17 protein-coding genes are annotated in these 23503 nt (G+C 70.6%); 6 read left to right on the top strand and 11 right to left on the bottom strand.

The window, feature by feature from the left end; all coding sequences use genetic code 11:
• Positions 1 to 155 precede the first annotated feature (155 nt).
• The 3 genes from ilvC to Q0937_RS14690 form a co-directional block, all read right to left on the bottom strand.
• Positions 156 to 1187: a ketol-acid reductoisomerase gene (ilvC, locus tag Q0937_RS14700; RefSeq protein ID WP_299305098.1), complete on the bottom strand. Its 1032-nt coding sequence runs from the start codon at positions 1185 to 1187 to the stop codon at positions 156 to 158.
• Positions 1188 to 1291: 104 nt separating this feature from the next.
• Entirely contained in the window at positions 1292 to 1807 is a 516-nt protein-coding gene (gene ilvN, locus Q0937_RS14695) for an acetolactate synthase small subunit (RefSeq protein ID WP_299305095.1), read from the bottom strand.
• 77 nt (positions 1808 to 1884) lie between these two features.
• Positions 1885 to 3675 (bottom strand): acetolactate synthase large subunit, encoded by a 1791-nt coding sequence (locus Q0937_RS14690; RefSeq protein WP_299305109.1) that lies wholly within the window; start codon positions 3673 to 3675, stop codon positions 1885 to 1887.
• A 361-nt stretch (positions 3676 to 4036) separates the two neighbouring features.
• Between Q0937_RS14690 and nirB the strand changes: the two genes are divergently transcribed.
• From nirB to cobA, 3 genes are read left to right on the top strand one after another with little or no spacing between them, the layout of a single operon-like run.
• Positions 4037 to 6721, top strand: a complete 2685-nt coding sequence (gene nirB / locus Q0937_RS14685) for a nitrite reductase large subunit NirB (protein WP_299305092.1) — start codon at positions 4037 to 4039, stop codon at positions 6719 to 6721.
• A complete protein-coding gene (nirD, locus tag Q0937_RS14680; protein ID WP_299305089.1) occupies positions 6721 to 7137 on the top strand; it encodes a nitrite reductase small subunit NirD in 417 nt (138 codons plus the stop codon). Before nirB ends, nirD begins: the two co-directional genes overlap by 1 nt.
• Entirely contained in the window at positions 7134 to 8696 is a 1563-nt protein-coding gene (cobA, locus tag Q0937_RS14675) for a uroporphyrinogen-III C-methyltransferase (RefSeq protein WP_299305086.1), read from the top strand. Before nirD ends, cobA begins: the two co-directional genes overlap by 4 nt.
• A gap of 96 nt (positions 8697 to 8792) precedes the next feature.
• Here the strand turns inward: cobA and ilvD are convergent, their stop codons facing one another.
• Positions 8793 to 10625, bottom strand: a complete 1833-nt coding sequence (gene ilvD / locus Q0937_RS14670) for a dihydroxy-acid dehydratase (RefSeq protein ID WP_299305083.1) — start codon at positions 10623 to 10625, stop codon at positions 8793 to 8795.
• Between the two features lie 118 nt (positions 10626 to 10743).
• Between ilvD and Q0937_RS14665 the strand changes: the two genes are divergently transcribed.
• A complete protein-coding gene (locus Q0937_RS14665; protein ID WP_299305081.1) occupies positions 10744 to 11574 on the top strand; it encodes a helix-turn-helix transcriptional regulator in 831 nt (276 codons plus the stop codon).
• 131 nt (positions 11575 to 11705) lie between these two features.
• Here the strand turns inward: Q0937_RS14665 and gatB are convergent, their stop codons facing one another.
• From gatB to Q0937_RS14645, 4 genes are read right to left on the bottom strand one after another with little or no spacing between them, the layout of a single operon-like run.
• Positions 11706 to 13220 carry an Asp-tRNA(Asn)/Glu-tRNA(Gln) amidotransferase subunit GatB gene (gene gatB / locus Q0937_RS14660; RefSeq protein WP_299305078.1) on the bottom strand — a complete coding sequence of 505 codons (1515 nt, stop codon included), beginning with the start codon at positions 13218 to 13220 and terminating at the stop codon, positions 11706 to 11708.
• Entirely contained in the window at positions 13220 to 14740 is a 1521-nt protein-coding gene (gene gatA / locus Q0937_RS14655) for an Asp-tRNA(Asn)/Glu-tRNA(Gln) amidotransferase subunit GatA (protein ID WP_299305075.1), read from the bottom strand. Before gatA ends, gatB begins: the two co-directional genes overlap by 1 nt.
• Positions 14741 to 14748: 8 nt before the next feature.
• Positions 14749 to 15045, bottom strand: coding sequence for an Asp-tRNA(Asn)/Glu-tRNA(Gln) amidotransferase subunit GatC (gatC, locus tag Q0937_RS14650; RefSeq protein ID WP_193116046.1), 297 nt, complete (start codon positions 15043 to 15045; stop codon positions 14749 to 14751).
• A 10-nt stretch (positions 15046 to 15055) separates the two neighbouring features.
• Entirely contained in the window at positions 15056 to 15880 is an 825-nt protein-coding gene (locus Q0937_RS14645) for an N-acetyltransferase (protein WP_299305068.1), read from the bottom strand.
• A gap of 151 nt (positions 15881 to 16031) precedes the next feature.
• On the opposite strand from Q0937_RS14645, the gene Q0937_RS14640 reads away from it, so the two are divergent.
• Both Q0937_RS14640 and Q0937_RS14635 read left to right on the top strand, forming a co-directional pair.
• A complete protein-coding gene (locus tag Q0937_RS14640) occupies positions 16032 to 16250 on the top strand; it encodes a hypothetical protein (RefSeq protein WP_299305065.1) in 219 nt (72 codons plus the stop codon).
• Positions 16251 to 16324: 74 nt separating this feature from the next.
• Complete coding sequence (locus Q0937_RS14635) at positions 16325 to 18562, top strand: ATP-dependent DNA helicase RecQ (RefSeq protein ID WP_299305063.1); 2238 nt, start codon at positions 16325 to 16327, stop codon at positions 18560 to 18562.
• 37 nt (positions 18563 to 18599) lie between these two features.
• Here the strand turns inward: Q0937_RS14635 and Q0937_RS14630 are convergent, their stop codons facing one another.
• The 3 genes from Q0937_RS14630 to mnmA form a co-directional block, all read right to left on the bottom strand.
• Positions 18600 to 21125: an NAD-dependent DNA ligase LigA gene (locus tag Q0937_RS14630; protein ID WP_299305060.1), complete on the bottom strand. Its 2526-nt coding sequence runs from the start codon at positions 21123 to 21125 to the stop codon at positions 18600 to 18602.
• 82 nt (positions 21126 to 21207) lie between these two features.
• Entirely contained in the window at positions 21208 to 22332 is a 1125-nt protein-coding gene (locus Q0937_RS14625; RefSeq protein WP_299305057.1) for a hypothetical protein, read from the bottom strand.
• A complete protein-coding gene (gene mnmA / locus Q0937_RS14620; RefSeq protein WP_299305054.1) occupies positions 22329 to 23414 on the bottom strand; it encodes a tRNA 2-thiouridine(34) synthase MnmA in 1086 nt (361 codons plus the stop codon). The genes Q0937_RS14625 and mnmA overlap by 4 nt, the downstream gene beginning before the upstream one ends.
• Between the last annotated feature and the right edge of the window lie 89 nt (positions 23415 to 23503).

Here is a 23503-nt window from a genome sequence, read left to right as displayed (position 1 = left end):
TGTTGTGTGGTTGGCGCCCCCCCTGCCCGGGGGGGGGCTGGTGGGGGGCCCAACATCCCCGCGCGGCGCCCTCGGGCCCCCCCACTGTGGGGGGGGGGGGGGGGGGGGGGGCCCCCCGGGGGGGCCCCCCCGCCGCCGCGTCGGAGGAGAGCCGATCAGCGCGCGGCGCTGCCCTCGACGTAGTCGGTGTCGACGGCCTGGGCGCTCCAGGAGAACATCTTGCGCAGGTCCTTGCCGACGACCTCGATCTGGTGCTTCGCCTCGGTCTCGCGGAGCTCCTTGAACTCCGGCGCGCCGGCGTCCTGATCCTCGATGAAGCGCTTGGCGAAGGCACCGCTCTGGATGTCCGCGAGGACGTCCTTCATGGCCTGCTTGGTGTCGGCGGTCACGACCCGCGGGCCGGAGACGTAGTCGCCGTACTCCGCCGTGTCGGAGATCGACCAGCGCTGCTTCGCGATGCCGCCCTCGAACATCAGGTCGACGATCAGCTTGAGCTCGTGGAGCACCTCGAAGTAGGCGATCTCGGGCTGGTAGCCCGCCTCGGAGAGGGTCTCGAAGCCCGCCTGGACCAGGTGGCTCATGCCGCCGCAGAGCACGGCCTGCTCACCGAAGAGATCGGTCTCGGTCTCCTCGGTGAAGGTGGTCTTGATGACGCCGGCGCGGGTGCCGCCGATGCCCTTGGCGTAGGAGAGCGCGAGATCCCAGGCGCCACCGGTGGCGTCCTGCTCGACGGCGACGATGTCCGGGATGCCGCGGCCGGCGACGTACTCGCGGCGCACGGTGTGACCCGGAGCCTTCGGAGCGATCAGCAGCACGTCGACGCCCGCGGGGACCTCGATGTAGCCGAAGCGGATGTTGAAGCCGTGCGCGAAGGCGAGCGCCTTGCCCTCGCTCAGGTGCGGCTGGATCGACTCGGCGTAGACCTTCCGCTGATCCTGATCGGGGGTGAGGATCATGATCAGATCCGCCCACTCGGAGACCTCGGCGACGGTGCCGACGGCGAGCCCCTCCTCCTGCGCCTTGGCGGCGGACTTCGAGCCCTCGCGGAGGCCCACCCGGACCTCGACGCCGCTGTCGCGCAGGTTCAGCGCGTGGGCGTGGCCCTGGGAGCCGAAGCCGACGACGGCGACCTTCTTGCCCTGGATGATGGACAGGTCGGCATTGTCGTCGTAGAAGATCTCAGCCACGTTGTGCTCCTTCGTGTTCGGGGTGCGGGCGACAGGACGATCCTATCGCCGCCGTCTTGAATGGTGAGCCGACGTCTCATCAGTGGAGACTCAACCCTGGAGACTCAGCCCAGGAGACTGCGGTCGGTGATCGCGCGTCCACCGCGACCGATCGCGACCTCGCCGGACTTGACGATCTCGCGGATGCCGAAGGATTCGAGCATCCCCAGCAGCGCGCTGAGCTTGTCCTGGGTACCGGTGGCCTCGACGGTCACCGAGTCGGCGGCCGCATCGACCACCTTGGCCCGGAACATCTGCACGATCTCCAGCACCGAGGTCCGCGAGGAGTTGTCCGCGGTGACCTTGATCAGGATGAGTTCGCGCTGCACCGTGGAGCGCGCGTCGAGCTGGACGATCTTGAGCACGTTCACCAGCTTGTTCAGCTGCTTGGTGATCTGCTCGAGCCGTCGTTGGTCGACGTCGACCACCACGGTGATGCGGGAGATCTCCGGATGCTCGGTCGGTCCGACCGCGAGCGACGAGATGTTGTACCCGCGGCGGGAGAAGAGCGCGGTGACGCGGGTGAGCGCACCGGGCTTGTTCTCCACCAGGACCGAGAGGGTCTGGTTCTCGGGGGTCATGACGTAATCGGACGTGCTCGTCGGGTTTCCTGCGCCCGCAGAGCTTCCGGCGTTCATTGCACTCATGGCGTTCATGATCAGATGTCCCTCTCCCACTCGGGGCTCATGCCCTGCGCGATCTGGATCTCGTCGTTGGAGACGCCGGACGGCACCATCGGCCAGACCATCGCGTCGGCGCTGACGGTGAAGTCCACGATCACCGGGCGATCGTTGATCTCCATCGCCTGCTGGATGGTCGCGTCGATGTCCTCGTCCCGCTCGCAGCGCAGTCCGGCGCAGCCATAGGCGTCGGCGAGCTTGACGAAGTCGGGGATCCGGCGGGAGCCGTGCCCGGTGTTCAGGTCGGTGTTGGAGTAGCGCTTGTCGTAGAACAGGTTCTGCCACTGGCGCACCATGCCGAGGCTCGAGTTGTTGATGATCGCGACCTTGATCGGGATGTTGTTGATGACGCAGGTGGCGAGCTCCTGGTTCGTCATCTGGAAGCAGCCGTCGCCGTCGATGGACCACACCACCTTGTCCGGCTGACCCACCTTGGCACCCATCGCCGCCGGCACCGAGTAGCCCATGGTGCCCAGGCCCCCCGAGTTCAGCCAGGTGTAGGGGTTCTCGTACTTGATGAACTGGCTGGACCACATCTGGTGCTGGCCCACCCCTGCGACATAGATGGAGTCCGGTCCGGAGATCGCTCCGATGCGCGAGATCACCTTCTGGGGTGCGGTGAAGCCGTCCTCGGTCTCGGTCCAGCCCAGCGGGTAGTTGTCCCGGAGCATGTCCAGGGTGTTCCACCAGGTCTCGTAGTCACGGGTGTCGTCGGCCGCGATGCGATCCCGCAGCTCGGCGGTCAGAGCGCGGGCGATCTCGGCGGCCTGGCCGACGATCGGCACATCTGCCTCACGGTTCTTCGAGATCTCCGCCGGGTCGATGTCGGCGTGGACGACCTTCGCGCCGGGGGCGAAGGACTCGAGGACACCGGTGACGCGGTCATCGAAGCGAGCACCGATGTTCACGATCAGATCGGAGCGCTGCAGAGCGGAGACCGCGGCGACGGTGCCGTGCATGCCGGGCATGCCGAGGTGGCTGGGATGGGAATCCGGCAGGGCGCCGCGAGCCATCAGCGTGGTCACGAAGGGGGCGCCGGAGACCTCGATCAGCTCGCCGACCTCCTCGGTCGCACGGCCTCGCAGCACGCCGCCGCCGAGCAGGAAGACGGGGCGCGTGGCGGCCATCAGCAGCGAGACCGCCTCGCGGATCTGCTTGGTGTGCGGGCGCGGGTCGGGCCGGTAGCCGGGCAGATCGAGCGAGTCGGGCCACTCGAAAGTGGTCATCGCCTGCTGGGCATCCTTGGTGACGTCCACCAGCACCACGCCGGGCCGACCGGTCGAGGCGATGTGGAAGGCCTGCTTGATGACCTTGGGGATGTCATCCGCGTGGGAGACCAGGAAGTTGTGCTTGGTCACCGGCATCGTCATGCCGACGATGTCCGCCTCCTGGAAGGCATCGGTGCCGATGAAGGAGGAGCCGACCTGGCCGGTGATCGCCACCATCGGGATGGAGTCCATCTGAGCATCGGCGATCGCCGTGATGAGGTTCGTCGCGCCGGGGCCGGAGGTCGCCAGGCACACGCCGACCTTGCCGGTGGCATGGGCGTAGCCGCTGGCTGCATGCCCGGCGCCCTGCTCATGGCGGACCAGGATGTGGCGGATGCCCTCGGCGTCCATGAGCGGGTCATAGGTGGGCAGGATCGCACCGCCGGGAAGGCCGAAGACGACCTCTGCCCCGGCATGCTTGAGGGACTCGACCAGCGCCTTAGCGCCGGTCATCTGCTGTCCGTTCATCGGAACTCCTTCGTCGTCTCGGACGGTGGGCATGGCGGTGAACTGCTGCATGGACCTCCTCGTCCCTCCGCCGTGCTGTCTCCGACGCACGAAAAAGCCCCTCCGCCAGGGGCTCGGGAGGGGCGCGGATGACAGCTCGTGATGACGAGGGGCGTCAGCCGCGCTCGGTAACGACGAGAAGGATCTTCTGCATGCGGCCAGACTAGGCCTTTTCGGTTCGCAGGGGCCACCTGTCCGGATCGCGAGACCGGTCGGACATGCGGGTCCCGCCGCGCCGCCGTCGGCCCCCTGACGAAACGCCGAGGAGCCGACGAAAGTCCTGCGGAGAGTTCGATTCACTGCTTAGCTTAGGAGCGACGCCACCCGACCCAGCAGAGGTTTGAGAACACCAGCCATGAGCACCCCAGGACACTCCCCCCTCACCGCCCCCGCCGAGCAGGCGCCGCTCGCCGACCAGCGCATCGTCGTGATCGGCGGCGGCATGACCGGACATCGCTTCGCTGCGCGGCTTCGCGCCCAGGACCCGGAGGGGCGGTGGACGCTCACCGTCATCGGCGAGGAGCCGCAGCAGCCCTACGACCGGGTGCACCTGTCGAACTGGTTCAGCTCCCGCAACGCCGACCTGCTCTCCCTGGATGTCTCCGTCTGGGACGACCCGCGGATCAGCCTGCTCACCGGGGACAAGGCGGAGTCCATCGACCGGGTCGCGGGGCACGTGACCACGGCCTCCGGCACCGCTGTTCCCTACGACCGGCTGGTCCTGGCCACCGGCTCCTGGGCCTGGGCGCCGCGCGCGGAGGGGCGGGAGCTGCCGGGGATCTTCTCCTATCGCACGGTGGCGGACGTCGAGCGGATCGCCGAATGGGTGTCGCTGCGCGAGCAGACCCTGGGCCGCCAGGTCCGCGGCGTCGTGGTCGGCGGCGGTGTGCTGGGCCTCGAGGCCGCCGCCGCGCTGCAGGATCTCGGCGCCGCCTCGACCGTGGTCGAGTTCGCCGACCGGGTGATGGCGGTCCAGCTCGACCAGGGCGGCGGGGAGATGCTGCGCCTGCTGATCCAGGACAAGGGGATCGACGTGCGCACCGGTGTGGGCGCCTCCCGCTTCCAGCCCGCCGGCGACGGGCAGGTCGGCACCGCCGTGCTCTCCGACGACTCCACCCTGGACGTCGACATCGTCATCTTCTCCACCGGGATCCGCCCCCGCGATCGGCTCGCCCGTGAGGCCGGGCTCGCGATCGGTGAGCGCGGCGGCGTGGTCGTGGGCGACTCCTGCCAGACCTCCGACCCGGCGATCTGGGCGATCGGCGAGTGCGCCTCCTTCCAGGAGTCCTGCGCCGGGCTCATCGCCCCGGGCAACGACATGGCCGATGTGGTCGTGGACCGCTTCCTCGGCGGCACCCGCACCCATCAGCGCAAGGACGACGGCACCAAGCTCAAGGGGGTGGGGGTGGATGCCGCCGCCTTCGGCGACGTCAACGCCGTCACCGCCGGGGCCCTCGAGGTCGCCTTCGTCGACCCCGTGAACCGCAAGTACCGCAAGCTGGTGATGTCCGACGACGCGAAGGTGCTGCTGGGTGGCGTGTTCGTGGGCGACATCGAGCTGTTCTCCCAGCTGCGCCCCCTGATCGGCCGCACCCTCGGAGCCGACCCGTCGGCCGTCATCGCCCCCGAGGGCGGCGATGCGATGGCCGCTGCCGAGCTGCCCGACGACGCGGTGGTCTGCTCCTGCAACAACGTCTCCGCCGGCACCATCCGCGCCTCGGTCAGCGAGCACGGCTGCACCACGCTCGGCGAGGTCAAGGAATGCACGACGGCGGGTACCGTCTGCGGCTCCTGCGTGCCCACCCTGACGAAGTTGCTGAACAAGGAGCTCGAGCGCTCCGGCATCGCGGTCTCCACTGCCATGTGCGAGCACTTCGCCCACTCCCGTGCGGAGCTGTATCAGCTGGTCAAGGAGGGCGGTCAGCAGACCTTCACCGAGATCGTCACCGCCTTCGGCCGAGGTCGCGGCTGCGCGGTCTGCAAGCCCGTGGTCGCCTCGCTGCTCTCGAGCCTCGGCACCACCTCCGGGCGCCTGCACTCGCCGGTCGGCGAGCAGCTCGGCTCGCTCCAGGACACCAACGACCACGTGATGGCGAACATCCAGAAGAACGGCACCTATTCGGTGATCCCCCGGATGCCCGCCGGTGAAGTCACTCCCGAGCAGCTGCTGGTCCTCGCCCAGGTGGCCCTGGACTACGGCCTGTACCTCAAGCTCAACGGCGCCCAGCGGATCGGCATGTTCGGCGCGAGGCTGGATCAGCTGCCGGAGATCTGGCGGCGCCTGGTCGATGCGGGCTTCGAGTCCGGCCACGCCTACGGCAAGTCGCTGCGGATGGTGAAGTCCTGCGTGGGCTCCACCTGGTGCCGCTACGGCGTGCAGGACTCGACCTCGATGGCCGTCGCGCTCGAGCGGCGGTACCGCGGGCTGCGCTCCCCGCACAAGCTCAAGGTCGGGGTCTCCGGCTGCGCGCGCGAGTGCGCCGAGGCCCGGGCCAAGGACGTCGGCGTGATCGCGACGACCAAGGGCTGGAACCTGTACGTCGGCGGCAACGGCGGCGCCCAGCCGGCCCACGCCCAGCTGCTCATCGAGGACCTCGACGACGAGAACCTCGTCAAGTGCATCGACCGCTTCCTGATGCTCTACATCCAGGAGGCGGACAAGGTCCAGCGCACCGCGCGCTGGGTCGAGGAGCGCGAAGGCGGCATCGAGGAGCTGCGCCGCGTGATCGTCGAGGACTCCCTCGGCATCGGCGAGGAGCTCGAGGCGCAGATGGCCAACCACGTCGCGACCTACGAGGACGAGTGGACCGCGACGCTCGATGACCCGCAGCGCATGGCCAAGTTCGTCTCCTTCATCAACGCTCCGGGGGTGGCCGATCCGGATCTCGCCTGGGTGCCCGAGCGCGGTCAGATGCGCCCGGCGCACGAGATGGACAGCCGCACCGCGCCGGACCCGGTGCGGGCGAGGGCGCTGGCCGCGCTGAGCCTGGGGGCGACCAGCCCGCTGGGCGATGCCGTCGAGGGCGAGGAGATCCACTGATGACCACCCAGGAGAACACCATGATCGACATCTGTGCACTCAGCGACCTCTCCATCGAGCGCGGCGCCGCAGCGCTGCTCGGGGACGTCCAGGTGGCGGTGTTCCGCCTGGTCGACGACTCCGTGCGCGCCTGCCAGCAGCGTGACCCGTACTCCGGGGCGAACGTTCTCTCCCGCGGGCTGATCGGCTCGCATGAGCTCACCGGTGAGGGTGAGGAGTCCGAGCAGCTGGTGCCCACGCTCGCCTCCCCGATGTACAAGCAGGCCTGGAACCTCGACACCGGTGCGGTGCTCGATGCCGGCGGCGGTGAGAAGCTCCCGATCGCGGTGCACGATGCGGAGGTGCGGGACGGCCGGGTGCTGGTCGCCACCACACCGCGACCCCTGGTGTCCGACGGCGTCGAGACGGTGTCGTGACCGCTCCTCTCCCCTCGCTCAGCGGGGTCCTCGGCGACGCCCTGCTCGCCCCCGGCTCCGTGGCGCTGGTGGGCGGCGGGCCCGGCGCCCTGGACCTGATCACCGTGCGCGGACTGCATCTGCTGCAGCAGGCGGACGTGGTGGTCATGGACCGGCTGGGGCCGCGCGGCCTCACCGAGCTGCTGGCACCGGACGTGACGGTGATCGACGTGGGCAAGACCCCCGGCCACCCCTCCCGCACCCAGGAGCAGATCGGCGCGCTGCTGGTCGAGCAGGCTCAGGCCGGCCTCCGCGTGGTGCGCCTCAAGGGCGGGGACCCCTTCCTGCTGGGCCGCGGCGGCGAGGAGGTCCTGGCCTGCCGCGCGGCCGGCATCGAGGTGCAGGTGGTGCCCGGGGTGACCTCAGCCATCGCCGGGCCCGCAGCCGGCGACATCCCCGTCACCCATCGCGGAGCCGCAGTCGCCCTGCACGTGGTCAACGCCCACGGAGATCTCGGTCCTGCGGATCTCGCGGCGCTCCGGGATCCTGGCACCACCACGGTGCTGATGATGGGGGTGGGATGGCTGCCCCGCCTGGTCTCCCAGGCGCTGCTGAACGGCGTCGCCCCCGACACCCCGGTCGCGGTGGTGCAGAGCGCGACGCTGCCCGAGCAGCGGAGCGTGCGCGGCACCCTGGCCACGATCGAAGAGAAGGTGCGGGAGTCCGGCATCGGCTACCCCGCGGTGATCACGGTGGGCCGCACCTCGGCCGAGGGCTTCCTGGATGCTCCCTCCCCTGCCGCCCCGGCGCGCGGGGCAGGGCGGGAGGCGCTCCCCGCGCACGAGGAGGCGGACGGAGACGGCACCGCGGTGCCGGTGCTCATCGGCTGCGCGCACGGCACCCGGCTGCGCGAGGGCCGCGACGTGGTCCGCGCGATCCTGCGCAGGATCGCCGAGCAGCTCCCCTCCGTCGCGGTGCGGGAGGCATATGTGGATGTGCAGAGCCCGGAGGTCGCCGAGGTCGTGGCCCAGCTGGCTCCGGCGTGCACCACGGTGCGCACTCGTGAGGAGGACACCCCGGCGGCTGCCGTGGTGGTGCCGCTGCTGCTGTCCACCGGCTTCCACGTCGGCGAGGACATCGCTGGCGCCGTCGCCGGCCACGAGGCGCTGGCGGCGGGATCGCTGGGCCCTGATCCCCGGCTCGCCGAGGTGATGGCACAGCGACTTCAGGAGGCGGGGGCACGGCCCGACGATGCGGTGGTGATGGCGGTCGCCGGCACCCGCGACCGGGCAGGGCAGGCGATGGCCGAGCAGATGGGCGCCCTGCTCTCCGCGCAGCTGCAGCGCGAGGTGACGGTCGGCTTCATCGCCGCGGCGCAGCCCTCGGTCGCCGATGCCGTCGCGCAGGCCCGGCAGCGCACCGGAGCCCGGGTGGCGGTCGCCACCTACCTGCTGGCACCCGGCTTCTTCCACACCCAGCTGCGTCTGGTCGGCGCGGACCTGGTGGCCGCGCCGCTGGGAGACCATCCGCTCATCGCTGAGATCGCCGTGGACCGCTACCGCTCCGTCCAGGGCAGCTGAACGACGGGCATCCCCTCTGAGCTGTCGCCTCGGCAGGTGCCGGACGACAGCTCAGAGGGAACGGGGAGGGTCGGAGCGGAGGGCGGCCGGGTCGGCTCAGTCCAGGGGCCGACGAGTCGCGCCGTAGGTCGCCGAGCGCACCAGGTGCGCGTAGACCTTGAGCGCCTGGGAGACCTTGCGATCGCGGTTCTCGGGACGCCACGGGAGCGGGCCCTTCGCCGCGCGGCGTCGCGCCAGTTCGTCCTCGGGGACGTCGAGCTCGAGCAGGCGCTTGTCCACATCGATGATGATCTTGTCGCCATCCTCGATGAGACCGATCAGACCGCCCTCAGCCGCCTCCGGCGAGATGTGGCCGATGGAGACGCCGCTGGTGCCGCCGGAGAAGCGGCCGTCGGTGATCAGGGCGCAGGTCTTGCCCAGGCCCCGCCCCTTGAGGAAGGACGTCGGGTAGAGCATCTCCTGCATGCCGGGGCCGCCCTGCGGGCCCTCATAGCGGATCACCACGACGTCGCCGGCCTTGACCGTCTTGTCGAGGATCTTCTGGACCGCGATCTCCTGGGAGTCGCAGACCACCGCCGTGCCCTCGAAGTGGAAGAGGTCCTCGGTGATGCCGGCGGTCTTGAACACCGCACCGTCCCGGGCGAGGTTGCCCTTGAGCACCGCGAGGCCGCCGTCCTTGGTGTAGGCGTGCGGCACCGAGCGGACCACGCCGTTCTCGCCGTCGGTGTCCAGCTCGTCCCAGGTGTTCGTGGTCGAGAAGGCCTGGGTGGTGCGGACCCCGCCGGGGGCGGCATGGAACAGCGCCTCCGCTTTCTTCGAGGCGGTGCCGCCGCGGATGTCCCACTCCGCGAGCCAGCTGGCCAGGTCCGGCGAGTGGACGGTGTGGATGCTGTGGTCCAGCAGACCGGCGCGATCCAGCTCGCCGAGGATCGCGGGGATGCCACCGGCCCGGTGGACGTCCTCCACATGCGCGGTGCCGTTGGGGGCGACCTTGGACAGCGTGGGCACCAGGCGCGAGATGCGGTCGATGTCATCCAGGGTGAAGTCGATGCCGCCCTCGATCGCAACGGCGAGGATGTGCAGGATGGTATTGGTCGAGCCGCCCATCGCGACGTCCATCGCCATGGCGTTGGAGAACGCGGCCTTGGTGGCGATCGAGCGCGGCAGCACCGACTCGTCGCCGTCCTCGTAATAGCGCTTCGAGAGCTCGACGACCTTCCGCCCCGCCTCGAGGAAGAGCTCCTTGCGGAAGGCGTGGGTGGCGAGGGTGGTGCCATTGCCGGGCAGGGACAGGCCGAGCACCTCGGTGAGGCAGTTCATCGAGTTCGCGGTGAACATGCCGGAGCATGAGCCGCAGGTGGGACAGGCGTTCTCCTCCACCTCGGCCAGCTGCGCGTCGGTGATGGAATCGTCGGCGGACAGCGACATCGCGTCGACCAGGTCGATGCGGTGCTCGGTGACGCCCTCGATCGGCTTGCCGGACTCCGAGGGGCCGCCCGAGACGAAGACGACGGGGATGTTCAGCCGCATCGCGGCCATCATGTGACCCGGGGTGATCTTGTCGCAGTTGGAGATGCACACCAGGGCGTCGGCCGTGTGGGCGTTGACCATGTACTCGATGGAGTCGGCGATGAGGTCGCGGCTGGGCAGCGAGTAGAGCATGCCGCCGTGGCCCATGGCGATGCCGTCGTCCACGGCGATGGTGTTGAACTCCTTGGAGACGCCGCCGGCCTCCTCGATCGCCCCGGCGACCAGGTCCCCCATGTTCTTGAGGTGGACGTGACCCGGCACGAACTGGGTGTAGGAGTTCGCGATCGCGATGATCGGTTTGCCGAAGTCGCCGCTCTTCATGCCGGTGGCGCGCCACAGGGCGCGGGCGCCGGCCATGTTGCGGCCGTGGGTCGAGGTGCGGGAGCGGAGCTGAACCATAGGGACATCTGATCACTCCGAGCGTCCCGGCACCAAGACGCCACCACTACTAGTGGTGCAAGTGATAGTTTTCGCCATGGGACAGCTCGGCATGACGACCCGCCGACGAGGAGGCTGCATGACCGAGGGACCGCGTGCCGAGCTCGGCACGTTCCTGCGCCGACGCCGCAACGAGGTCGTGCGCGCCGACTATGATCTGCCGTCCGTCGGCCGCGGGCGCACCAAGGGCCTGCGCCGGGAGGAGATCGCCTTTTTCTCCGGGGTGAGCGTCACCTGGTACACCTGGCTCGAGCAGGGCCGGGACATCAATCCCTCCCGCCAGGTGATCGACGCGGTCGCCGTGAACCTGCGCCTGACCGAGGCGGAGCACGACTACGTGCTGGGTCTGGCCGGGTTCGCCCCTCCCCCTCGCCCGGTTCTCGCCGAGCCCGCCCCGGTGCCACCGCATGTGCAGCACCTGCTCGACGCCCTGGACCCTGCGCCGGCCTTCGCCCTCACGCCGCACTGGGACATCGCCGCATGGAACCGGGCCTACGAGGGGCTGTTCCCCGCGGTCCGCGCGGCGGAGGCGACCCAGCGGAACCTGCTGCAGTTCATCTTCACCGATCCGTGGGTGCGCTCGATGCTGCCGGACTGGGAGCGCACCAGCCGGCAGTTCCTCGCCGAGTACCGTGCCGAGGCCGGCGGCCGGGCGGGCGGGCCCCAGCACGTCCGGCTGGTGGGTCATCTGCGAGCCGAGAGCGAGGAGTTCTCGCGAGCATGGGACGTCCACGAGGTGGAGCGCTTCGCCTCACGACGCCGCGAGTTCCTGCACCCCGTCGTGGGTCGGCTCGTGTTCGAGCAGGTCAACATCGTGCCCCAGGACGCGCCGGACCTTCACGTCGTCTCCTACCTCCCGCTGCCCGAGGGCGACACCCTCGCGGCGGCGGTACGGCTCCTGGAGAGCTGAGCATGCTCGGCATCACGGCCGCCTCCCCCTCGGCCCTGCCCGCACAGCACGACGGCGGGGCGCCCACCTCAGTGGTCGCCCCGCCGAGGCGAGGGTTTCTCGAATGCGCGGGACGAGCCCGACACCCGCGCTCAGCTCACGCCGAGCTTCTCCATGATGATCTCGCGCACGCGACCGGCGTCGGCCTGACCGCGGGTGGCCTTCATGATCGGGCCGATCAGGGCGCCGATCGCCTGGACCTTGCCGCTGCGGATCTTCGCGACCACGTCCGGGTTGTCGGCGATCGCCTGGTCCACGGCGCCGGTGAGCACCGAATCGTCGGAGACCACCGCGAGGCCGTCCTGCTCGACGATCGCGGCCGGGTCTCCCTGGCCGTCCAGGACCTTGGTGAGCACCTGCTTGGCGATCTTGTCGTTGATCTTCCCGGCGTCGACCAGGCCCTGCAGCTCAGCGACCTGGGCGGGAGTGATCGCGAGATCGGGGAGGGCGAGATCCCGGTCCTTCGCGATGCGGGCCAGCTCGCCCATCCACCACTTGCGCGCGCTCGGGGCGCTCGCACCGGCGGCGACGGACGCCTCGATGAGGTCGAGGGCGTCGGCGTTGAGGACGTCCCGCATCTCGAGGTCGCTGAAGCCCCATTCGCCGAGCAGGCGACGCCGGCGGGCGGCCGGCAGCTCGGGCAGGCTGGTGCGGATCTCCTCGACCCATTCGCGGCTCGGGGCGACGGGCACCAGGTCCGGCTCGGGGAAGTAGCGGTAGTCCTCCGCGTCGGACTTCGGGCGGCCCGAGGAGGTGCCGCCGGTGTCCTCGTGGAAGTGGCGGGTCTCCTGGATGACCTTCTGGCCCGCGTCGAGCACGCCCGCCTGGCGGGAGATCTCGTAGCGGACCGTCCGCTCGATCGAGCGGAAGGAGTTCACGTTCTTGGTCTCGGTACGGGTGCCCAGCTCCGCCTCGGGGTTCTCCCGCAGCGACACGTTGATGTCCGCGCGCACATTGCCGCGCTCCATCTTCGCCTCGGAGACGTCCAGCGCGCGGAAGATGTCGCGCAGGGTGCGCACGTATGCGGCGGCGACCTCGGGCGCGCGGCCCTTGGTGTTCGGGATCGGCTTGGTGACGATCTCGACCAGCGGCACGCCCGCGCGGTTGTAGTCCACCTGTGAGTGGGTGGCGCCGTGGATGCGCCCGGTGGAGCCGCCGACGTGGGTGTTCTTGCCGGCGTCCTCCTCCATGTGGGCGCGCTCGATCTCCACCCGGATGATCTCGCCGTCCTCCAGCTCGATGTCGACCCAGCCCTCATAGGCGATGGGCTCGTCGTACTGCGAGGTCTGGAAGTTCTTCGTGAGGTCCGGGTAGAAGTACTGCTTGCGCGAGAACCGGCAGGTCTCGGCGATCGAGCAGTTCAGCGCCAGACCGATCTTGATCGCGTACTCGACGGCCCTGTGGTTCACGACCGGCAGTGCGCCGGGCAGGCCGAGGGACGTCGGGGTGATCGCCGTGTTGGGCTCCGCCGCGAAGATGTTGGGCGCGCCGTCGAACATCTTGGTGGCGGTGCCCAGCTCGACGTGGACCTCGATGCCGAGGACGGGGTCGAAGCGTGCGATGGCCTCGTCGTAGTCGACGAGTTCGATATCGGCTGCAGTGCTCATCAGTTCATTCCTCCGGTGAGCTCGGGGGCCTTGGCCAGCAGGGGGCCGCCCCAGGAGTCCTCGAGCAGGGCCTCCAGCGCGCCGCCCACCCGGTACAGGCGCTCGTCGGCGCGGGCCGGGGCGAGGAACTGGATGCCGGCGGGCAGGCCGTCCTCGGCGAGGCCGCTGGGCAGGGAGATGCCCGGGACGCCGGCGAGGTTGGCGGGGATGGTGGCGATGTCGTTCATGTACATCGCGGTGGGATCGTCGACCTGCTCGCCGAGGCGGAAGGCGACCGTCGGGGCGGTCGGCGAGGCGAGCACGTCGACCTGCTCGAAGGCGGCGGCGAAGTCGCGCTGCACGAGCGTGCGCACCTTCTGGGCGCTGCCGTAGTAGGCGTCGAAGTAGCCGGCCGAGAGGGCGTAGGTGCCCAGCAGGATGCGGCGCTTGACCTCGTCGCCGAAGCCGGCTCCGCGGGTCGCCTTCATGACGTTCTCGGCGGTGGGGTGGTCCTCGGGGACCACGCGCAGGCCGAAGCGCATGCCGTCGAACTTCGCGAGGTTGGAGGATGCCTCCGAGGGCATGATCAGGTAGTAGGCGCCCAGCGCGTAGCGGAAGTTCGGGCAGGAGACCCGCACGATCTCCGCGCCGGCGCGCTCGAGCTGGTCGAGCGACTCCGTGAAGCGTGCGCTGACCTCGGGGGCGAAGCCCTCGCCCGCGAGCTCCTCGATGACGCCGACACGCAGGCCTTTGACGTCCTTGCTGCGGGCGGCCGCGGCGAAGGGGCCGACGGGGTCGCTGAGGGAGGTCGAGTCATGTGGGTCATGGCCCGCGATCAGCTCGTGCAGCAGCGCCGAGTCCTCGACGGTGCGGGTCACGGGGCCGGCCTGGTCCAGCGAGCTGGCCATGGCGATCAGCCCGTAGCGGGAGACGGAGCCGTAGGTGGGCTTGACGCCCACGGTGCCGGTGACGGCGCCGGGCTGGCGGATCGAGCCGCCGGTGTCGGTGCCGATCGCGAGCGGGGCCTCGTAGGCGCCGACTGCCGCGGCGGAGCCACCGCCGGAGCCGCCGGGGATCCGGTCGCGGTCCCAGGGGTTGCGGGTGGGTCCGTAGGCGCTGGTCTCGGTGGAGGAGCCCATCGCGAACTCGTCCATGTTGGTCTTGCCGAGCAGGGGAAGCCCGGCTGCCCGCAGCTTCGTGACCAGGGTGGCGTCGTAGGGCGGGATCCAGCCCTCGAGGATCTTCGAGCCCGCGGTGGTGGGCTGGCCCTCGGTGACCACGACGTCCTTGACGGCGATGGGCACACCGGCCAGGGCGTGCAGCTCCTCGCCGGCCGCGCGGCGGGTGTCGACCTCGCGGGCGGCGGCGAGCGCCTCCTCGGTGTTGACGTGGAGGAAGGCGTTCAGGTCGCCGTCGACGGCGGCGATGCGGTCCAGGTGGGCGCGGGTGAGCTCCTCGGAGGAGACCTCACCGGCGGTGAGCGCTGCGGCCTGGGCGGCGGCGCTGCGGCGGATGATGTCGGTCTGGTTCTGGGGGGTCATCGGTGGGGTCACTCCTCGCCCAGGATCTGCGGGACGGCGAAGCGGCCGTCCTGCGCCTCAGGAGCGCCGGCGAGCGCCTGCTCCTGGGTCAAGGTGGTCTCGACGACGTCCTCACGGAAGACGTTCGTCATGGCAATGGGGTGGGACGTCGCGGGTACATCCTCGGTGGCGACCTCGGACACGGAGGCGACAGCATCCATGATGGAGTCGAACTCGCCGGCGAAGCGGTCGATCTCCTCATCGGTGAGCTGGATCCGTGCGAGGTCGGCGAGGCGTGCGACGTCATCTCGTCCGATCGAAGGCATGTGGGTCATTCTAGGACGGGTCCTGGGGAGTCTGGCCCACCCGGTAGTGATAGCCGCCGATCCGGCGGAAGCCGAGGTCCCGGTACAGGGTGCGAGCCGGGGTGTTGTCGGACTCGACCTCGAGCAGGACACGGCTCGCACCCTGGACCGCGGCGAGGGCGAGGAGCGTGCCGGACAGGGCGCGGCCCAGGCCCCGGCGTCGCTGCGTGGGGTCGACCGCGATCATGTTGAGCACGCCGACGGTCTCCTTCCCCGCCTCGACCAGGGCGGCGCGGCCCACGGCGGCGTCCGGGATCTCTGGGACAGGGAGGCGCACCTGGACCGCGGGAGTGCCGGCGAGGATGTCGTGCATCGTCTGTCGGGAGTTCTCGCCCTCGCGCGGTGCCAGCCGCCAGGCGGCCTCGAACCAGTCCTCGTCGAGGGCCCCGGTGGCGATCACGGCCGAGGGGTGCGGCCGGGGCAGGACCCCGGACAGGGGCAGCTCCAGGATCTCGCTGGCGCCGACGCTCTGGTCCCCGCGCGCGGCGAGCAGGTCATCCAGTCCCTCCGGGGAGACGCCTTCGATGATGCGGTGGACGGTCTGCTCGCCCACCATCGTGACCAGCGACTCCACGCGCTCCAACGCAGCAGTGAGGGCATCGGGTGCGGTCGCGGGATCGAGCGCGACGATGCTGTGCGCACGCTTGGTGACTCCTCGGGAACGCAGCAGCGAGAAGCCGTCGACATCGAGCCGCTGCAGCGGCCTCCAGCCGGCGATGAGCGCCTCACCGAGTCGGGAGCCCGTGAGCGGGCGGAGGGTCGGAGCCTGGGAGAGGGAGCGGGAGCGTCGGGTCACCGGGCAGAGCCTACCGATCCCGTCGCGGAGCCGCCTGGTTCCCCGCACAGCGCCGCTGGCTTCACACACAGCGCCGCCGGCGTCACAGCGTGGTGCCGCCCGTCACTTCGGTAGACTCCTGCTTCCCCACCGACCATGAAGGGAACTCGACATGTCCGTCGACCCGAACATCGATTACCACGCCCATGATCCTGAGGACGGCGAGCAGCGGTCGGACGATCCCGTGCTCCGCGAGGCCCAGGAGCTCGAAGCACGGATGCGCCGCGCACTGGCCACCAAGGAGGATCCGCTGCGAGATGGCGAGTCGACCTCGGAGCGCCTGCGGCGCCTCGAGCAGGAGCAGAGCGCCCAGAGTCCCTCGGAGGACTGACCCCGGCGCGGCGCCGCAGCTCCTCAGCGGAGCGCCGCGACCCATCCGTCGTGCGGACTTGTCACACTGAGTCCATGACTGCCGGCATCGACTCCCCCGCATCCCCTGCACGCTCCCTCCGCGAGGAGGCACGCGAAGCGCTCGAGGCGCTGACCGGCCACGCGGGCGCGGACTTCCATGAGGGGCAGTTCGAGGCGATCTCCGCGCTGGTCGAGGATCAGCGCCGGGTGCTCGTGGTCCAGCGCACCGGTTGGGGCAAGTCCGCGGTGTACTTCCTGTCCGCACTCCTGCAACGACGCCGGGGTGCCGGGCCGGCCCTGATCGTCTCGCCGCTGATCGCGCTCATGCGCGACCAGGTCGCTGCGGCCCGGCGGGCCGGGGTGCGGGCGGAGGCGATCAGCTCCGCGAACCCCACCGAGTGGACCGAGATCGAGCAGGCCCTGGCCGCCGACGAGATCGACGTGCTGCTGGTCTCCCCCGAACGGCTGGTCAACCCCCGTTTCCGGGAGGAGCAGCTGCCGCGCCTGGTGGAGCGGTGCGGGCTGCTGGTGATCGACGAGGCACATTGCATCTCCGACTGGGGCCACGACTTCCGGCCCGACTACCGCCGGCTGCGGGATCTGGTCGCCGAGCTCGGCCCCGAGGTGCCCGTGCTCGCCACCACCGCGACCGCGAACTCGCGCGTGGTGGCAGATGTCGCCGAGCAGCTCGGCGTCCAGGGACCGCTGGGCGCCGACCCCGAGGGCGGGGTGCTCACGCTGCGCGGTCCGCTGACCCGCGCCTCGCTGCGCCTGGGGTCGCTCTCGCTCGACGATGATCGGGCGCGCCTGTCCTACCTGGTGGAGCATCTCGACCAGCTGCCGGGCTCGGGCATCATCTACACCCTCACGGTCTCCGCGGCAGAGGATCTCGCCGAGCTGCTGGACCGCCCGGACCGCAGGGTGCGCGCCTACACCGGCCGCACCGATTCCGAGGAGCGGGCCGAGCTGGAACGCGCGCTGAAGGACAACGAGGTCAAGGCGCTCGCGGCGACCAGCGCGCTGGGGATGGGGTTCGACAAGCCGGATCTGGGGTTCGTGGTCCACCTCGGTGCACCGAGCTCTCCTGTCGCCTATTACCAGCAGGTGGGCCGAGCCGGTCGCGCCACCGAGACCGCGGACGTGCTGCTCCTGCCCGGCCGGGAGGACCGTGCGATCTGGGAGTACTTCGCGACCGCGTCGATGCCCTCGCAGGAGAGCGCGAGCGCGGTGCTCAGCGCCCTGGCCTCCTCCGAGCGGCCGCTGTCCACTCCGGCTCTGGAGGCACGGGTGGACGTGCGCCGCACCGCGCTCGAGCTGCTGCTGAAGGTGCTCGCGGTCGACGGGGCGGTGCAGAACGTCAAGGGCGGCTGGATCGCGACCGGGACGCCTTGGGCCTACGACGGGCCGCGCTACGAGAAGGTCGCCAGGGCTCGGCGCGAGGAGCAGCAGGCGATGCTCGAGTACGAACGGCTGGAGAGCGGTGATCCGCAGCAGTGCCGGATGCTCTTCCTCGCCCGGCAGCTCGATGACGACACCGCGGCCCCCTGCGGTCGCTGCGATGTGTGCGCCGGCCCCTGGTATCCGGCGCCGGGAACCGGCTCGGGTGTCGCCTCGACCGGGAAGGGCAGCGCCGCGGAGCAGGTCTCGGCGCTGCTCGAGCGGGTCGGGGTGCCGGTGGCGCCGCGTGCGCAATGGCCCCAGGGGCTGGACCGGTTGGGTGTGACCGACGAGAGCGGCCGGACTCCGCGCGGGAACATCCCGGTGAGCCAGCGCGCCGAGGAGGGGCGGGCACTGGCACGTTCCTCCGACCTCGGCTGGGCGGGGCTGCTGCGTCTGGTGCTGCGCACCGACGAGGAGGGCCGCGCGGTGGACTCCGAGGTGCCGGACGCCCTGGGTCGTCGGATCGTCGAGGTGCTCGCCGCCTGGGACTGGGAGCAGCGCCCGGCGGCCGTGGTCGCGATCCCGTCGCTGACCCGCCCGCACCTGGTGGGCTCCCTCGCCGCCGGCATCGCGTCGGTGGGCCGGCTCACGGACCTCGGGCAGCTCGGACTGGCCCCCGGTGCCGAGCCCCTGCGCGCAGGCGGGAACAGCGCCTTCCGGCTCGCCGATCTCTGGGACCGCTTCGTGGTGACCGAGGACCTGCAGCGGCGGCTCGAGGAGCAGGACGGTGCTCCGCTGCTGCTGGTGGACGACACCATCTCCTCGCGCTGGACGATCACCATCGCCGCCCGCGCGCTGCGACGTGCCGGGTCCGGGCCGGTGCTGCCGCTGGCCCTCGCCCTGGAGGCGTGAGCTGGCGCCGGGCGGTGTTCTCCGCCCGGCAGTCCAGTCACTCCCCCGGGATCTCCTCCGTCTCGAGCGCGACAGCCTCGGCGCCGCCGGCGAGCAGTGCCGTGAAGCCGGCCTCGTCGAGGATCCGCAGCCCGAGGTCCCGGGCCTTGGTCTCCTTCGTCCCGGCGTTCTCCCCGACCACCACGAAGTCGGTCTTCCTGGAGACCGAGCCGGAGGCCTTCCCGCCTCGGGAGATGATCGCTTCTTTGGCGCCGTCGCGGGTGAATCCCTCGAGCCCGCCGGTAACCACCACGGTCAGCCCCTCGAGAGTCTTCACGAAGCCTTCGGCGACGTCATCGGCCATTCGCACGCCCGAGCTCGCCCAGCCGTCCACCAGCTCGCGATGCCAGTCCACGGCGAACCATTCGACGACCGCCTCGGCGATGATCCCGCCGACCCCGTCGGTGTCCGAGAGCTGTTCGATGCTCGCCGCCCGGATCGCCTCCATCGAGCCGTAGGCCGTGGCGAGGGACCGCGCGGCCGACGGGCCCACGTGGCGGATCGAGAGCGCGACCAGCACCCGCCACAGCGGCTGCTCCTTCGCCTTCTCGAGCTCGTTCATCAGCGTCTCGGTGGACTTCAGCACCACCGATTCCTTGACCTGCTTCCAGACCGCCTCGCGCTTGTAATGGCGGAACTGGGGGCGGGACCAGAAGGCGGGCTGGATCCGCCAGTCTCCGGTCGGCTCCCCGTCGCGGCGCTCGGGCTGCCAGACGAACACCTCCCGCAGAGCTGCGGGGGTGAGATCGAAGAGATCGGAGCCGGTGGTGATCACGGGCTGCTGGAGGTCCGGCAGCAGCGGATCATCGAGCTCCGTGATCCGCAGCAGCGGCACCCCGTCGGTGCCGGCGGTGACCTCACCGTTCCTGACCACCACGAAGTTGCTCTGCGTGGTGTCGGCGATATCGCGGATCGGCAGGTGGACGGCATGCCCTGCGGCGAGCGCGGCGAGCGCCTCGCCGCGGCGCTTGTCGGGATCGGTGAGCGCGATCGCGCTCTCCTCGCCGAGCGACTCGATGTCGAAGGCTCCGCGGGAGCCCGCATGCTCGACCCGGCCGGAGACCTGGGCGGGGCAGTCCTTCTGATTGGGGCAGCGCCAGTCCTTGTCCCCTTCCTTCTCGGGGCGGATCTCGGTGCCGCAGGCCGGGCAGTCGGTGGGCATGATGAAGGGCCGCTCGCTGCCGTCACGCAGGGATTCGACCGGCCCGAGGATCTCGGGGATCACGTCCCCTGCCTTGCGCAGGATGATGGTGTCGCCGATCAGCACCCCCTTGCGCTCGACGTCGAACTGGTTGTGCAGCGTCGCCTTCTCGACGGTCGAGCCGGCCACGGTGACCGGCTCCATGATGCCGAACGGGGTGACCCGGCCGGTACGGCCCACCTGCACCTGGATGTCCAGCAGCGTGGTGGTGACCTCCTCGGGCGGGTACTTGAAGGCGGTCGCCCAGCGAGGAGCGCGGGAGGTGGAGCCGAGCGCCCGCTGCTGGGCGAAGGTGTCGATCTTGACGACGATCCCGTCGATCTCGTGCTCGACGTCGTGACGATGCTCGCCGTGGTGCTCGACATAGGCGACCACCTCGTCGATCGAGTCGGTGACCGACAGATAGCGGCTGGTGGGCAGACCCCAGGAGGCGAGCAGCTCGTACATCTCGCTCTGCGAGCCCACCGGCGGATCCGGCCAGGCCCCGAGTCCGTGCACCGTGAGCCGCAGTGCGGCGAGTCGGGCTTCCCCGGCGTCCCGCTCGAGGCCGTCCTTCTTCTCCAGCTGCTGGCGAAGTCCGCCGGCGGCGGTGTTCCGCGGGTTCGCGAAGGTGGGGAAGCGCCGGGTCGCGGCGAGCATCTCACGCTGCTCATCGAAGGGACGACGACCGCTCGGCTGCCGTGATTCCCACCGGGTGCGGGAGTCGAGGACGGCGCGATCGCGCAGCTCGAGCTGGAACTCGTTCAGGCGCGTGAAGTCCTCCGTCGGCATGAACACCTCGCCGCGCACCTCGACCAGCGCCGGATGGTCGGTGCCCTCGAGCCGCTGCGGGATCTGGTCGATCCGCAGCGCATTGGCGGTGACATCCTCGCCGGTCCGCCCATCCCCACGAGTCGCGGCCGTGATCAGCTCTCCATGCTCGTAGCGGAGGTTGAGGGCGAGACCGTCGATCTTGAGCTCGGTGAGGAAGCGCGCCTGACCACCGATCTCCGCGACGGCATGCGCACACCACTCGCGCAGCTCCTGGATCGAGAACACATTGTCCAGGCTCTGCATCCGCTCGGCATGGACGATCGTGGGCAGGCCCGCGGCTGCGGCCCCGCCGACAGTCCGGGTGGGAGAATCCTCTGCCGCGAGCTGCGGGTTCGCCTCCTCGAGCGCGCGGAGCTCCTGCTCGAGCCGGTCGTACTCGGCATCGGCCATGGTGGGCGCATCGTGCTCGTAGTAGTCCACGCGCGCCTGCTCGATCTGCGCGGTGAGGGAGGCGATGCGCTGCTGCGCGGTCTCGTCGGCGGTGCGGGGTCCCTGCTCGTTCGTGGTCACCAGAACATTGTGACGCACAGGGGTGGCTGTGGCGCGCGGGCGCGAGGGAGAGGCTCCGGCGGGAAGGCTCGCGCGGAGGAGCTCAGTCGGCCAGGCGCTCCGCCCAGGACGGCGCGATGCGCAGCAGCGCCTCGAGCGCCTGCTCGTCGAGCAGGGTCGATGCCTCCGGCTGGGCGGAAGGATCGACCAGGCCGCGGTGCAGCCCATGGGAGGCCCCGTGATGGGCGATCACGGCGACCCCTGCGGCGTCGGCGTCGCTGTGTCCCAGGCGCCGCCAGGTCTCGAACATCATCTCCAGCTCGGGGCCGAGCAGCCCACCGGGTCGGGGATCGACGACCAGCTCGAAGGCGCAGCCGTCATCGCAGGCTTCGGCGATGCCCTCCCAGAGCGCGCGGCCCTCAGGGGTGGTCAGCGCGGGCAGCCGGCGCGGGGCGATCGCCATCCGGCGCGCACCGGCATCGCGGGCGGCACGCAGGAGCGAGATGTCGGCTCCGATCCCGAGGGTGACGGAGTTCGCATCCAGCCCGTAGTCCTCGAGCGCCACGAACAGGCAGCTCCAGAGCACCCCGATCTCCGGCGCGGGGAGCGGTGCGTAGCGGCGCCGACCGGAGGGGGTGGGGATGTGGCCCTGATGGACCGCGGCCACGGCGTCCTCGCGCAGCAGCACGTGCAGCTGCGCGCCCGGGACCCGGTCCTGCAGGGAGGTCAGGTGGTCGACCAGCCCCTCGGCCAGCAGCATCGGCAGGTCGCGCACCGCCCCGGGATCGCCCAGGGTCCGTTCCCCCGACTGCAGGAAGGTGGCGCCGGAGAGCGTGGCGGGGCCCAATGCGGTGGTCATCAGCGCACCCTCATAGCCCAGCAGCGCGATCCGCGCGGCATCCAGCATCCGCTCCCGCAGCTCGCGGGCGTGCTGCCAGGCCCGGCCGGTGCCGGAGCCCAGTCGCCAGCCATAGCTGACGAGGTCTCCGGTGGTCTCCGCGAGCAGGGCCAGACTGGCCGGCAGCAGATGGTCGGTCTCATCGCGGCCGAGCGCGGAGGGCAGGTAGAGCCGGGTGGCGATCTGCTCCTCGAGGTCATCACCGAGCAGGGTGCGCAGTCGCATCAGCGCCGCGAGCGGTGGGTCCTCCGGGAGCTCGAGCCGGAGCGCCTGCTCGGGGGTGGGAGCACGGAAGGTGCCATCTCCGGTGAGGGTGACCAGGGGCTTCATCGACGACGCTCGAGGGTGGCGGCGGAGAGGACCCGGTCCCCGTCGTAGAGGACGAGGGTCTGACCGGGGGCGACGCCGCGGATCGGGGTGCTGAGCCGCACCCGCAGGCCGCCACCGGTCTCAGGGGTCTCGAGGATCTCGGCGGGGGTCGCCTCGCCGTGGGCACGGATCTGGGCATCGACCCGGCGTCCCACCTCGAGCGGCTCGAAGGAGACGACGTCGGTCGCGAGCAGCTCGCGCGTGGAGAGCAGCTCGCCGGCCCCGATCACCACCTGGCGGGTGCCGGGATCGATGTCCACGACGTAGCGGGGGGCGCCGTCAGGGGCGGGCTGCTGGATCCCCAGGCCCTTGCGCTGGCCGATCGTGAAGCCGTGGGTCCCGCGGTGGGTGCCGAGCACCTTCCCCTGATCGTCGAGCATCTCGCCGGGCGCCTCTCCGAGGTGACGTTCGAGGAAGCCGCGGGTGTCCCCGTCGGCGACGAAGCAGATGTCGTAGCTGTCGGGCTTGGTGGAGACGCCGAGCCCACGGGAGCGGGCCTCTGCCCGCACCTCGGCCTTGGTCTCGTACTCGCCGAGGGGGAACAGCGAACGGCCCACGGCCTCCGGCCCCATCACAGCCAGCACGTAGGACTGGTCCTTCGCCATATTCCGTGATCGGTGCAGCGACGCCGCACCGCCCGGGCCGTCGGTGCGGATCGAGGCGTAATGGCCGGTGCACACGGCATCGAAGCCCAGCAGGGTGGCGCGCTCCATGAGTGAGGCGAACTTGATCCGCTCGTTGCAGCGCACACAGGGGTTCGGCGTGCGGCCTGCCGCGTACTCGGACAGGAAGTCCTCGACGACCAGGTCGTGGAAATCGTCGGAGAGGTCCCAGACGTAGTACGGGATGCCGATGCGGTCGGCGGCGCGACGGGCGTCCGAGGCGTCCTCCACCGTGCAGCAGCCGCGAGAGCCGGTGCGGGTCTGGTCGCGGTTCTTCGACAGCGCCATGTGCACGCCGACCACCTCATGACCGGCCTCGGCGGCGCGCGCCGCGGCGACCGCGGAATCCACCCCGCCGCTCATCGCTGCCAGCACCTTCACCCGGTCCACCTTCCCTCGTCCGGCTGTCCAGTGTACGGAGCGGGGCCTCACATCCCAGGGGTGGAGAACGTGATGTTCGACCCGGATCC

Origin of the sequence: uncultured Brachybacterium sp. (assembly GCF_947500705.1) — a bacterium.
In the GTDB taxonomy this organism is placed as follows: Bacteria; Actinomycetota; Actinomycetes; order Actinomycetales; family Dermabacteraceae; genus Brachybacterium.
The sequence above is the reverse complement of the archived record's forward strand: the minus strand, read 5'-3'. Positions and strand labels throughout refer to the sequence as shown.